The 15010-nt window shown below is 68.2% G+C and carries 3 protein-coding genes; all 3 read left to right on the plus strand.

Annotated elements, in window-relative coordinates:
* Positions 1 to 23 precede the first annotated feature (23 nt).
* Genes OG716_RS20420 through OG716_RS20430 form a run of 3 tightly spaced genes read left to right on the plus strand, consistent with a single transcriptional unit; the run spans position 24 to position 15009 of the window.
* Positions 24 to 13175, plus strand: coding sequence for an amino acid adenylation domain-containing protein (locus tag OG716_RS20420; protein WP_405139088.1), 13152 nt, complete (start codon positions 24 to 26; stop codon positions 13173 to 13175).
* Complete coding sequence (locus OG716_RS20425) at positions 13172 to 14179, plus strand: ATP-binding cassette domain-containing protein (RefSeq protein WP_405139089.1); 1008 nt, start codon at positions 13172 to 13174, stop codon at positions 14177 to 14179. Before OG716_RS20420 ends, OG716_RS20425 begins: the two co-directional genes overlap by 4 nt.
* Positions 14176 to 15009, plus strand: coding sequence for an ABC transporter permease (locus OG716_RS20430; protein ID WP_405139090.1), 834 nt, complete (start codon positions 14176 to 14178; stop codon positions 15007 to 15009). The genes OG716_RS20425 and OG716_RS20430 overlap by 4 nt, the downstream gene beginning before the upstream one ends.
* The last annotated feature ends 1 nt before the right edge of the window (position 15010 follow it).

Genomic DNA, 15010 nt, shown 5'->3' on the forward strand with positions numbered 1-15010 from the left:
ACCAGCCCGCAGGATGTTCCAGTATGGCTTCCAGCTCTGCCACCTCAGCCTTCGCTCTGTCCGCTGCACAACGTGGCATCTGGTTCGCCCAGCAGCTGGCCCGTGACACCCCCATCTCCATCGCCCAGTACGTCGAGTTCATCGGCCCGGTCGATGTGGACCTGCTCGGCCGGGTGGCCCGGCAGGCGGGACGGGAGTTCGGCACCGGCTATCTGCGCCTCATCGAAATCGACGAACTGCCATGGCAACTCGTTGATACCACCCTCGACGATCGCATTCTCACCGTCGATCTGAGCGATGCGCCCGATCCGGACGCCGCCGCGCAGGCGTGGATGCGGGCGGAATACACCGCACCGCTGGATCTCACCCGGGACCGGCTGTGCACCGTGGCCATGTTGCGGCTGGCCGAAGATCGCTGGTTCTGGTACTCACGGCTACATCACATCCTGCTCGACGGCGTCGGCGCACTCACCATGCTGCAGCGCACCTCCGAGCTCTACAACGCCATCGCCGCCGGACGGGAAGTCCCTGCGGGGAAGGCCGAGCCACTGCAGCACATCGTGGAAGCCGATGTGGCATACCGGAATTCGGATAAGCTCGGCGCGGATCGGGAGTACTGGAAACATCATCTCGACGGTATGGCCGAACCGCGGCAGCTCGGCGGCCGCACCGGAGCGGTCGACGCCCATCCCCGGCTGCTCAGCGGCGCGCTGCCCGCGGAGACCGCGGCCGCCCTGGAGGCTGTCACCGCCGAATTGTCCACCAGTCCCGCACCCGTGGTGGTGGCCGCCTTCGCCGCTTTCGTCGGCGCCATGACCGGCAGCGGCGAAATTGTGCTGAGCCTGCCGGTATCCGGCCGCACCACCGCCGCCCTGCGCCGCTCCGGCGGCATGGTCGCCAATGTGGTGCCGCTGCGCCTGCATCCGCAGCCGGGCGCCACCGTGGGTGCGCTGATCCGGGCCACCCAGGGTGAACTGGTGGCCGCACTGCGGCGGCAGCGGTACCGGCAGGAAGACATCATCCGCGATCTGGGCTGGGCCATGGACGAGATCGCAGGCTTCGGCCCGACGGTGAATCTCATGCTGGCCGATACCCGCATCCGGCTGGGCGGGGTGACCGGACAGCTGCACGTGCTGACCTCGGGCCTGATCGACGATCTGTTCGTCAATGTCTATCCCGGCACCGGCGGCGAGCAGACCCATATCGACTTCCAGGCCAATCCGAACCGCTACGACGAGACCGAACTGGCCACCCTGCACGCCCGGTTCCTGGAGTTCCTGCACCGATTCCTGGTGGGCGGGCAGAGCACGCCGCTCGCCGGGGTCACCGCACTGTCCGCGACGGAGCGCCGGGAGCTGGCGCCCGCGCAGGGCCGGATCGGCACCCGGCCGCATACCCTGCCCGATATTCTCGACGCCGGCGCACAGGTCGATCCGTCCGCGATCGCCATGCGCGCCGACGGGACCGCCTTCACCTACCGCGAGGTCAGCGAGTACAGCAATCGACTGGCCCGGCTGCTCATCGCCGCCGGTGCGGGACCCGAACGGGCCGTGGGCATTTCGATCCCGCGCTCGGCGGAGTCGGTGCTGGCCATGTGCGCGGTGGCGCGGACCGGTGCGGCCTTCGTTCCCATCGATCCCGGATATCCCACCGATCGCATCGAGCACATGATCACCGACAGCCGGGTGGTGGCCGGGGTGACCGTGGCCGCCGCGCGCAGCGCACTGCCGGACCGGGTGCAATGGCTGGTCATCGATGACGATGCCGCCGAAACAGCGCTCGCCGCAGTCGATTCCGGCCCGATCACCGATGCCGACCGGCTCGCACCGGTGCGAATCGACCAGCTCGCCTATCTCATCTATACCTCCGGTTCCACCGGACTGCCCAAGGGCGTCGGGGTGACGCACCGCGGGCTGTCCAATCTGGTGACCGGCTCCGGCACGGCCTTCGGAGTGCGCTCGGATGCGGTGATGGCGCATGCCGTTTCGCCGAGTTTCGATATTTCGGTGGAGGAGCTGCTGGTCGCGTTAGCGGTGGGAGCGACCGTGGCGGTGGTGCCGCCCGCCGCCTACGCGGGTGAGGAACTGGCGCGCGTCCTGCGCGCGCTGGAGGTCACGCATTTGAATGTGACTCCGGTCGTTGCCGGTTCACTCGAGGTGGCGACGCTGCCGCGATTGCGGACACTGGTCGTCGGCGGCGATTCCTGCCCGCCGGAGCTGCCCGCGCGCTGGGCCGGGCGCACGGTGCTCAATGGCTACGGGCCGACCGAGACCACCGTGACCGCGACGCTCAGTGCGCCGCTGACGCCGGGTGAACCGATCACCATCGGCGCGCCCGCCCGCGGGGTCGGCGCGGTTGTCCTCGATCCCTGGCTGCGACCGGTCCCGCCCGGAGTGACGGGTGAGTTGTATTTGAGCGGAGCCGGATTGGCGCGGGGCTATCACCAGCGCATCCGATTCACCGCCGAGCGGTTTGTCGCCGATCCCTTCGCCGCCGGTGAACGCATGTATCGCACCGGAGATCTGGTGCGGTGGCGGCGGCGCAACGGGCGCTTCGAACTCGAATTCGCGGGGCGCGGCGACACCCAGGTCAAGGTGCGCGGGTTCCGTATCGAACTCGGTGAGGTGGATGCGGCGGTCGCTCAGCACGCCGGAGTGGCGACCGCCATCACGGTGGGCGCGAACACGCCGGGCGGAGCGATCGCGCTGGTGTCGTATGTGCTGCCCGCCCCGGATGCGACCGTCGATGCCGAGTCCGTGAAAGCCACTGTGGCCCGCCAACTCCCGGCGCACATGGTGCCGTCGGTGGTCATGGTCCTGGATACGCTGCCGCTCACCCCGGCCGGGAAGGTGGATCGGCGGGCGCTGCCGCGGCCGGAATTCGGCGCGCGCACCCGCACCGGTCGCCCGCCCGAGGGCGAACGGGAACGCACTCTCGCCGCGATTTTCGCCGAGGTGCTCGGTACCGACGCCATCGGCGCGGACGACAATTTCTTCGCCCTCGGCGGCGACAGCATTGTCGCCATCCAGCTGGTGGCGCGCGCCAAGGCCGCCGGATTGGGCCTGCGGGCGCGAGATGTCTTCGAGCACAAGACGGTTGCCGCGCTCGCCAGAGCAGCCACGGACGCCACCGCACCGGTCGTGCAGGAGCTGCCCGGCGGCGGTATCGGCCGGGTGCCACTGACTCCGATCGCGGCCGCCATGCTCGATCAGGGCGACAGTTGGCCGCGCTTCGCCCAGGCGGTGCTCATCGGACTGCCGCGCGATATCGGCCGGTCCCAGCTGCGAACGGCCGTGCAGGCCCTGCTCGACCGGCATGATCTCTTGCGCAGCACACTGACTCAGCAGGCCGGGCCGGAATGGGAATGGCTGGTCGACAAGCCCGGCTCGGTGGAGGCCGGTGCGCTCATCGAGGTGGTTCGCGCGCCCGCCGATTCCGGTGGGGAAGTCGAATTGCAGCGCGCCGCGGATCTGCTCGACCCATCCGCCGGGGTGGTGGCCCGGTTCGTACTCATCGAACGGGAGGACCGCGATCCGCTGCTGTGGATCGTGCTGCACCATCTGGTCACCGACGGCGTGTCCTGGCGAATTCTGCTGCCCGACTTGGTGACCGCCTGCTCCGGCGGCGCCCTGGCGCCGATCGGCACCTCCTTCCGCCGCTGGGCGCACGCGCAACAGGAGCAGGCCGCCGAGCGCGTAACGGAACTGCCGCTGTGGCAGGAGATTCTGGCGACACCCGATCCGGCACTGGGTGCGCGGGCACTGGATGCCGCACACGATACCGCTGCCACCATGGAGCAGCTGCGCACCACCATCGATGCCGAAACCACTTCGGCAGCACTGGAACTCATTCCCGAGCTTTTCCACTGCGGCGCCGATGTCGCTCTGCTCACCGCTCTCGCCCTGGCAGCGAGCACATGGCGCGGGAGCCGGCGCACCCTGCTCACACTGGAGGGCCACGGCCGCGAGGAATCGATCCTGCCCGGCGCGGATATCTCCCGCACCGTCGGCTGGTTCACCAGCGTGTATCCGGTCGCACTGGATCTCGGGGGGATCGATCTCGACGAGGCGTTCCGTGGCGGTCCCGCCGCCGGAGCCGCGCTCAAGGCCGTCAAGGAGCAGCTGCGCGCCATACCGGACAAGGGTGTCGGGTTCGGCATGCTGCGCTACCTGAATCCGGAGACGGCCGCCGAGCTGGCGGCAGCACCCGTTCCACAGCTCAGCTTCAACTACCTGGGGCGCACGGGGGCGGGCAGCGCCACTGGTGATGACGAAACCCCCTGGCTGCCAAGCCGTTTCGCCGCTACCCACGACGATCACGCACCCCTCGCGGCGGCCGTGGACATCAATGCCTTCCACACCGACGCCGGATTGGAAATCACCTGGGCGTACGCCGCGCGACTGGTCACCGAAACCCAGGTTCGCGATTTCGCGCAGCTGTGGGCAGCGGCATTGACCGCACTCACCACCCATGCCCGCCGGGCCGGTGCGGGCGGGCACACCCCGTCCGACTTCCCGCTCGTCACCGTGACGCAGCCGCAGCTCGAGGCGTGGGGGCGGGACTATCCGCGGCTCACCGATGTGTGGCCGCTGTCGCCGCTGCAGTACGGGCTGCTGTTCCATGCCCGGTACGACACCGATACCGCCGACGGTTACACGGTGCAGACACAGCTGTCGCTGGCGGGCCGGGTGGATGCGGCGCGACTGCGGAATGCGGCGCAGAGCATTCTCGATCGGCACGCGGTGCTGCGGGTGGCCTTCATCGAAACGGCGGCGGGACCGCGCCAGCTGGTTGCCGCTGACGCCGAAATACCTTGGCAACAGGTCGATCTCACCGATATCGCGAATGCCGCCGAGCGACAGCGCGAGCTGACGCGGCTGATCGCCGTCGATGCCGGCACCAGATTCGATCTCGCGCGCCCGCCGCTGCTGCGGCTGAGTCTGATTCGCACCGAGGCCGAGGCGTACACGCTGCTCATGACCAATCACCATCTGGTGCTGGACGGCTGGTCCACGCCGCTGGTGGTGCGGGAACTGCTGGCCGGTTACCTCGCCGCGGTCACCGGGCACGAACTCAACGCGGCGCCCGCGCATTCGTATCGCGAATTCCTGGCCTGGCTGGGCGAGCAGGATGAGGCCGCCTCCCTGGCCGCGTGGACCGAAGCCCTTACGGGCGTGGATTCCCCGACCCGCGCCGTCCCGTCCCTGGCGGAGATCTCCAGTACCGAATCCGGTATGGTGACAGTCGATTTCGGGCCGGAGGCGCTGGCGCGGCTGGAGACGACCGTGCGGGCCGCCGGTGCGACCGTCAATACGGCAGTGCAGTCCGCCTGGGCGCTGCTGCTGGCCATGGTCACCGGGCGCACCGATGTGGTGTTCGGCGGGACCGTGTCCGGGCGGCCGCCGCAGCTGGCCGGTATCGAGGAGATGGTCGGGCTCTTCATCAATACCCTGCCGGTGCGCGTGCGATTGGATCCGGCCGAACGGGTGACCGAACTGCTGGCCCGGGTGCAATCGGAGCAGACGCGGCTGCTCGACCACCAGCATGTCGGGCTGGCCGCCATTCATCAGGCGATCGGACTGTCCGAACTCTTCGACACCCTCACCGTTTTCGAGTCCTACCCGATCGATCGGGAGACCCTGTCCCAAGCGCTCGATATCGCCGGCATGCGCATTCTGGATGTCTCCGGCACCGACGCCACGCCATATCCCTTGAACCTCATGGTGATTCCGCAGCGCGCACCGGACGGCGCCGAAAGTCTCCAGCTCACCGTGAAATTCATGACCGATCAGCTGCCGGAGGCGCAGGCGCGGCGATTGCTGGAGCGCTTCGCGCAATTGCTCGGGCAGATCGCGGACCGGCCCGGACTACGGGTGGCACAGCTGCAGCACTGCGATCCCGCCGAGCGGCGCGCGCTGCTGCCGGTGCGCGGCGCCGGACCGGTGCCCATGCGCACGCTGGCCGAAATCCTCGGCGCCGGAGCACGAGTCGCGCCGGACGGGATCGCCCTCAGCTCCGGCAATCTCACCATGACGTACCGCGATCTCGACGCCTGGTCCAATCGCTTCGCCCGCATGCTGCTGCGCCGCGGCGTCGGCCGCGAGGTGTTCGTGGTGCTGGCGCTGACCCGCTCGGTGGAATCGGTGGTCGCGGTATGGGCGCTGGCCAAGACCGGGGCGGCGTTCCTGCCGCTGGATCCCAACTATCCGGTGGAGCGCATCGAGCACATTCTCACCGACTCCCGCGCACCGATCGGGGTGACGGTGTGCTCGGTCGGCGAAACGCTGCCGGGCAGCATCGACTGGCTGCTGCTGGACGATCTCAACACCATTCGCCGGGTCATGACGGTCTCGGACGCGCCCATTACCGATACCGAACGCGGCGGGCCCATCGATCTGAACCAGATCGCCTATCTCATCTACACCTCCGGCTCCACCGGTAAACCCAAGGCCGTACTGCTGAGCCATCGCGGTCTGGCCAATCTGGTGTCCTCCCAGGAGACCTTCCTCGATCTGAACGAGGAGTGCAGCACGCTGCAGGTGGCCTCCCCCAGCTTCGACGCCTCGGTGCACGAAATGCTCATGGCGCACGGCATGGGCGGGCGGCTGGTCATCTCGCCGCCGGATGTGTACGGCGGCCCCGAATTGGAGGAGCTGCTGCGCACCGAGCGGGTGACCCATGCGGTCATCACACCGTCGGTGCTGGCCACCATGAATCCGGCCGGACTGAGTGATCTGCGGAATCTGACGGTGGCGGGCGAAGCGGCCGGACCGGAGCTGGTGGCGGCGTGGGCTCCGGGCAGACGCATGGTGAACCTGTATGGGCCAACGGAATTCAGCATCTGGGCCACCGGGCCCGGTGAACTCCGAGGCGGCGAGGCCATCACCATCGGCACGCCCATTCGCGGGGCAGCGGCGATGGTGCTCGACACCTGGCTGCGACCGGTGCCGGTGGGCACGACCGGAGAGCTGTATCTGACCGGCCCGGCACTCGCGCGCGGATACTTCAACCGATTCGCGCTCACCGCAACACGTTTCGTGACCAATCCGTACGGACCTCCCGGCGCACGCATGTACCGCACCGGCGATATGGTGCGGTGGGTAGAGACCGAGCACGGCGAGCAGACCCGGCTCGAGCTGGAATACCAGGGGCGCAGCGACTTCCAGGTCAAGATTCGCGGACTGCGGATCGAACTCGGTGAGATCGACGCGGTGCTGAACGCCGCCGACGAGGTCGAATACGCGGCCACCATCGGCTGCCCGGGGCCCGGGGGGCAGACCGTGCTGGTCTCGTATGTGGTCGGACTGGGCGAGCACGATCTCGATACCGAACTGCTGCGCACCCGCGTCGCCGCCGCACTGCCCGGATACATGGTGCCGAGCTATCTCATCGAACTCGATGAGGTGCCGCTCACCCCGGTCGGCAAACTCGACCGGAATGCCCTGCCCGCACCGGATTTCGCCAGTCTGCTGGAACGCTATCTGGCACCGCGCACCGCGGTGGAGACCGCGGTCGCCGAGGTGTTCGCGGAGGTGCTCGGAGTGGAGAAGGTCAGTATCGACCGATCCTTCTTCGAACTCGGCGGCAATTCGCTCAGCGCGACCCGGGTGGTGGCGCGGGTGAATTCCGCACTGGGCGCGACCATTGCGCTGCGCGATCTGTTCGACGCACCGACCGTCGCCCAGCTCTCCACGCGGGTGGTGCCCGCCGGGGACGGCACGGGCAGGCCCATGCTGGCGGCCCGCATTCGGCCCGACCGGATTCCGCTCTCTCCCGCGCAGCAGCGCATGTGGGTGATGAACCGGCTGGATCCGGAGTCGGCGGCCTACAACATCTCCGTCGCGCTGCGGCTCACCGGCGCACTGGATGTACCGGCGCTGCGGCAGGCCGTCATCGATGTGGTGACCCGGCACGAGACGCTGCGCACCATCTATCCGGCCGATGCCGACGGACCGCGGCAGGTGGTGGTCGGCGCGGAGTCGGCCGCGCCCGAACTGCGGGTTGTCGAGACCGAAGACGGTGCGGCACTGGCCGATCGGATCGCGGCGGTCACCGGCGGCGGATTCGATCTGACCCGGGAATCACCGCTGCGCATCGGGTTCTTCCGGATCACCCCGGAGTCCGAGACACATGTGGTGGTGCTGGTGGTGCACCACGTCAGCGCCGACGGCACCTCCATGGCGCCGCTGGCCACCGACCTCATGGCCGCGTACCTGGCCCGCAGCAGTGGAGCGGATCACGCGCTGCCGCCGCTGCGGGTGCAGTACGCGGATTACTCGATCTGGCAGCGCGAGCTGCTCGGCGACGAACAGGATCCGGATTCCGCTGCCGCACAGCAGATCCGGTATTGGGCGGAGCGGCTGGCCGCGACGCCGGACGCACTGGAACTGCCCGCCGATCGGCCGCGACCGGCGGTGCGGAGCATGCGCAGCGCCGATCTTCCCTTCACCATCCGGCCCGAATTGCACAGTGCCCTCACGGCTTTGGCCGCCGAGACCGAATCCAGCCTGTTCATGGTGGTGCACGCCGCGCTGGCGGTGCTGCTCTCGCGGCTCGCGGGCACTCCGGATGTCCTGATCGGCACCGCCGTGGCGGGACGCGGTGAGGCCGCACTGGACGATCTGGTCGGCATGTTCGTCAATACACTGGCCCTGCGCACACCGGTCGACACCGGACGCGGATTCCGCGAATTCCTGTCCACGGTAAGGACTTCGGACCTCGATGCCTTCGCCAATGCCGAGGTGCCCTTCGAACGCCTGGTGCAGGTGCTGGATCCGCCGCGCTCCACGGCGCACCATCCGCTGTTCCAGGTATCACTGTCCCTGCAGAACTTCAGCACCCCGGCCCTGGAATTCCCGGGACTGCGGGTGACGGTGGAGCCGTTCGACCGGGATACCTCCCAGTTCGATCTGACCTTCGATCTGCGCGATCCGAATCCCACTGCGGGACCTGGCGGTTTGGACGGAACCCTCACCTACGCCACCGATATGTTCGATCCGGCCACCGCCGCACAGTTGGTGGCGCGGTGGGAGCAGTTGCTGACCGCCATTACCGCCGATCCCGATATCCGGATCTCCGATATCGATCTCATGGCCACGGCCGAACGGGCCGCACTGGTACCGCTGCGCGGGCCGCGCACCGGCGGCACCGGCACGCTCGCCGAGATTCTCACGGCCGCCTCGGCCTTCCACCCCGATCGCCCGGCCATTGTGGCCGACGGCCGGACCACCACCTACGGCGAACTCGAAGCCGCCGCCGACCGGCTGGCGGACCAGCTCACGGCTGCGGGAGCCGATGTCGAAACCGTGGTGGCCCTGGCGCTTTCACGCAGCGCCGAGCTGCTCATCGCACTGCTGGCCACGGCCAGGACCGGGGCGGCCTTCCTGCCGATCGACCCGCGCCATCCACTCGATCGCATCGACCACATGCTGTCCGACTCCGGCGCGGTGCTCGGACTGACCACCAGCGTGCACCGGCCACTGCTGCCGGACACCATTCGCTGGGTGCAGCTGGACCAGCCGAGCACTCCGGTACGAGCGAAAGAGCCGTGGGAAGAGACCTATCGCGAGATACACCCGGACCACCCCGCCTGGCTGATCTACACCTCCGGATCGACCGGAACACCCAAGGGCGTATCGGTCTCGCATCGCGGGATCGCCGATCTGGTGCGGGCCCAGCACCACATGCTCGGGCTCAATGCGAAGTCGCGGGTATTGCAGGTCGCCTCACCGAGTTTCGACGCCTCGGCATTCGAGGCGCTCATGGCGTTCGGCGCCGGCGGTACCGCCGTGGTCGCGCCACCCGATGTGTTCGGTGGCGACGCGCTCGCGGAACTCATTGCCGCACAGCAGGTCACCCACCTAGTGATCACACCCTCCGCGTTGGCGACCATGGATCCGGCCGCGGTGCCGAGCGTGCGCGTGCTCGCCGTCGCCGGTGAAGCCATCGGACCCGATCTGGTCGCCCGCTGGGCGGCGGACCGGATGCTGGTGAACCTCTACGGACCGACCGAATTCACCATCTGGGCAACAACTTCGGATGTGCTGCGGGCAGATCGGCAGGTCACCATCGGTCGCCCGATTCGCGGTGCGGCCGCCGTGGTGCTCGATGAGCGGCTGCGGCCGGTCCCCCTGGGTGTCGCGGGTGAGCTCTATCTGGCCGGACCCGCACTGGCTCGCGGTTACCACGCGCGCCCCGGCCTGACCTCGGGCCGCTTTGTCGCCGACCCGTACGGCGAGCCGGGCGAACGCATGTACCGCACCGGCGATCTGGTGCGCTGGACCGGTGCGCTCACCGCGCCCCGGCTGGAGTATCTGGGCCGCACCGACTTCCAGGTCAAGGTGCGCGGCCAGCGCATCGAACTGGGCGAGATCGATGCGGTGCTGACCCACGCCGACCATGTCGAATTCGCTGTCACGCTGGGTGTTCCGGGACCGGGCGGAGCAACCGCGCTGGCCGCCTATCTATTGCCCGCACACGATGCGGAGCTCGATATCGCCGCCGTGCGCGCCCATGCCGCTGATCACCTGCCCGGCTATATGGTGCCGTCGGCGTTCGTGGTGCTCGACGCCATCCCCCTCAATGCCGTGGGCAAGCTCGATCGAAAAGCCCTGCCGCAGCCGGTATTCGAGGCCGAGACCGAATATCGCGCGCCGACGACCGATACCGAATCCACGTTGGCCGCACTGGTGGCCGAGCTGCTCGGGCGCGAGCGGGTCGGTGTGCACGATTCGTTCTTCGCGCTCGGCGGGGACAGCATTCTGGCCATTCAGCTGGTCTCGCGGGCTCGACTGCACGGGATGGAGCTCACGCCGCTGCAGATCTTCGAGCACCGCACCGTCGCCGCGCTGGCCGCGCTCGCGGATGCGGCGGGCGAGGCCGTCGTCCTGGAGGAGCTGCCCGGCGGGGGTGTCGGCGATATGCCGCTCACGCCGATCATGCGGTGGATGATCGAGCGCGGCGGTGATTTCAGCCGGTTCGCGCAGACCGCCGTGCTGGAAATGCCGGCGGGCATCACCCGCGAACAGCTGGTCGCCACGGTCGGCGCGGTGGTCGATCACCACGATATGTTGCGCGCCCAGCTCAGTTTCGAGGACGGGGATCGGCGGCTGCGGACCCGGGAGCCCGGGGCCGTCGATGTGGATGCGCTGCTGCATCGGGTGGAATTCGAGGCCGCAGGGATCAGCGAGCTGCGCGAATACGCCGCGACCGAACTCGATTCGGCACTCCAGCGGCTCGATCCGGCGGCCGGGGTCATGCTGCAGCTGGTGTGGCTCGATCCGGCAGGACCGACCGGTCGCTCCGGAAGATTGATCCTGGTGGCCCACCATCTCGTCATAGATGGTGTGTCCTGGCGCATCCTGATCCCGGATCTCATCGCCTCCTGGGCTCAGATCTCCGGTGGCGCGGCCCCGGTGCTGTCCGAGACCGGCACCTCCATGCGCCGCTGGTCACACGCGCTGCAGGAGGAAGCGCGCAGCGCCACCCGCACCGCCGAATTGGACTACTGGCGCGCGATCGCCACCACCCCGGATCCGCCGATCGGCCGCCGCGAACTCGATCCCGCGATCGACCTCATCGGCACCGTGCGCGCGGTCGATGTCGAAGCACCCGCCGAGGTCACCACCGCCCTGGTCACCACCCTGCCCGCGCTGTTCGGCGGCAGTGTCGAGGACGCGCTGCTGGCCACCCTCGCCCTCGCGGTCCGGCACTGGCGCATTCGCAGCGATGACGACTCGGTGCTGATCCGCATGGAGGGCCACGGGCGGCAGCAGGAGATCGTGCCCGGTGCGGATCTGTCCCGCACCATCGGCTGGTTCACCAGTCTCTATCCGGTGGAACTGCGGCTGCCGGGCATCGATATCGACGATGCGCTGCAGGGCGGTCCCGCCATGGGCGAGGCGATTCGCGCGGTCAAACATCAACTGCTCGCCGTGCCGGACAAGGGCATCGGCTTCAGTCTGCTGCGCTATCTCGATCAGGAGACCGCGCGAGCACTGCCGGAGCACTTGCCGGGGCGCATCGGCTTCAACTATCTGGGTCGCTATGCCGCCGCCGACATTCCGGCCGGGCTGGAGGGACTCGGCTGGCTGCCCACCGACGAATTCGGGGATCTGCACGCGACGGAGCACCCGGATGTACCGGTGACCGCCGAAATCGAAATCAATGCCGTGGTGGCCGGGGACCGCTTGCAGGCGAGTTTCAGCTACCCCGAAAAACTGGTGCCGCGATCGAAAGTCGCCGCTCTGGCCTGGCTGTGGGTCGAAACGCTCACCGCCGCGGCCTGGTTCGCCGGCACCCCGGCGGCCCGGGCGGCCGCCGATGCGGAATCGCGGTATGTGACCGAGCAGGCGCGCGCCACACTCACTGCCGCACAACAGGATTCACCGCCCGGACTCGGCCTGGACGTGGTGCTGCCCATCCGGCTCGGCGGCGACCAACCCGCGCTGTTCTGCATCCACCCGTCCTCCGGTATGGCATGGACCTACCTCGGACTGGCCGATGCCCTGCGCCCCGGCCGTCCGATCTACGGTCTGCAGGCTCCGGATCTGTCCGGCGCGCCCCATGCCGACAGCATCGACGACTTCGCCGAGCGCTACGTGCAGGAAATCCGGCGTCTGCAACCGGAGGGCCCGTACCATCTGCTCGGCTGGTCCTTCGGCGGCCTCATCGCACATGCCGTCGCCACAAAACTCCAGGAAGCAGGGGCTCGGATCGGCATACTGACGCTGCTCGACGCGGACAACACCGATATCGACGGTGACAGCATCGAAAGGCTCACCGCCGGTTCCTTCGTGGCCAGTTTCGGCCAGGTCTTCGGCATCGAGGACGTCCCGGCCGAGGCCACCGCCGACGAAGCCGCCGAGCTCATTCGCGAACGCATGGGCGGCATCTCACTGATCGACGCCGCCACCCTCGAGCGCATGGCAGCCTCCTACAACGCCTCCGCCCGCACCCGCACCGGGTATCAGCGGCCGGTATTCCACGGCGACGCACTGTATTTCAGCGCCACCGTCGACACCTCGGAGATCTTCGGGCCCGCCGGCTGGCGACCGTGGATCACCGGAGACATCACCAATCACGACATCGAAGTCGCTCACGAGGAACTGACCGCACCCCATGCGCTCGCGGCGATCGCCCGCATCCTCGACGAAAACCTCGGAGGGACACCATGACCACAACCAGCAGCGCGGTGCCATCGGAAGCCGGTGACGGCGTCATCGTGGAAGGCGTCGAGAAATCCTTCGGCGCGGTACAGGCCTTGCGCGGCATCACCTTCCACGCCGCACCCGGTGAAGTACTCGGCATTCTCGGACCCAATGGCGCCGGGAAGACCACCACCGTCAATATCCTCTCCACGCTCATCGCACCCGATGCCGGGCATGCCTCGGTCGCGGGGCACGATGTGGTCGCCGAGGCCGCCGAGGTGCGCCGCGGCATTATGCTGACCGGCCAATTCGCCGCGCTCGACGATGCCTTGAGCGGATACGAGAACCTCGTCATGTTCGGGCGGCTCATGGGGTTGCGCAAGCGCGCCGCCCGCGCCCGCGCCGATGAGCTCATCGACGAATTCGATCTCACCGCCGCCGCGAAACGCCGGGTCGGCACCTACTCCGGCGGTATGCGGCGGCGCATCGATATCGCCTGCGGACTGGTGGTGCGGCCGGAGGTGGTCTTCCTCGACGAACCCACCACCGGGCTCGATCCCCGTAGCCGCCAAGGGGTCTGGGATCTGGTCGGCGGATTCCGCAAGCACGGCATCACCACGCTGCTCACCACGCAGTATCTGGAGGAGGCCGATGCGCTCTGCGATCGGATCATCGTCATCGACCACGGGGTCGTCATCGCCAGCGGCACCCCCGATGAGCTCAAGGCCCGCACCGGCGGCAGCTACTGCGAGATCGTATCGCTGCGCACGGAGGATTTGCCCGCCATTGCCGCCGCCCTCGGCGATCTGGTCCCGGATACGACTCGTGTTGCCCTGACCGGGGATTCGGATCGATTGTCCATTCCCGCACCGGGAGGCGCGAAGACCCTCGCCGAGGCGCTGCGCCGACTCGACAGCGCCGGAATGGAATTGGTGGATATCGCCCTGCGCCGGCCCTCGCTCGACGAGGTCTTCCTGCAACTCACCGGTCATCCGGCCGAACTGGTGGCCCCGGAAGGGGTGCGGTCGTGACCGCCGGGACGGCCGCACCCGCGGTCTGGCTCACCAGCGCTCGCGCCACACCCGACACCCTGCGACAGTGGTGGGTGCTGACGATCCGGCTCATCGTGCCCGCGATCACGACCGGGGAGATCATTACCGCGGTCCTCGCGCCGATTACCTTCACGATCAGTTTCTACATCCCGCTGAACCGCGTAATGTCCTTCGCCGGAACGGGATTCAGCTCCTATGCGCAGTTCATGACACCCATCGTCATGCTGCAGGCGGCCGCGTTCACCGCCATCTCCGCCGCCTTCCGCGCCGCCACCGATATGGTCTCCGGACTGGATCGGCGCTTCGATGCCATGCCGATGCATCCGCTCATTCCCACCGCGGCACGTATGGCCGCCAATCTCTTTCGCATGCTCGTGGGGCTCGCCTCCGCTGTGGTGAGTGTGTACGTGATCGGCTTCCGGTTCCACGGCCCCGCCTCGCACACGGTGGGATTCCTACTGTTCGCCACGCTCATCGGCATCGCCTTCAGCATCGGTGCGGATGTCATCGGCACCGTGACCAAGAGTCCGGAGGCCACCACCCAGATGCTGGTGCTGCCGCCGCTGATCCTGGGCATGCTCTCCACCGGACTCGCACCGGCGAGCCAATTCCCGCACTGGGTACAGGCTTTCGTGCGCAATCAACCCGTTTCACAATTCGCCTACGGGCTGCGCGCGCTCGGCGGCGATACCCGCGGGAATGCGGGCGAGGTGACCTGGTCGCTCATGACACCACCGCTGCTCTGGGCGGCCGCGATCATCGTGTTCTCACTGATCTGCACCGTCCGGCTGAATATGAAGAGGTCGTGAC

This window comes from Nocardia sp. NBC_01388, from assembly GCF_045040085.1.
In the GTDB taxonomy this organism is placed as follows: Bacteria; Actinomycetota; Actinomycetes; order Mycobacteriales; family Mycobacteriaceae; genus Nocardia.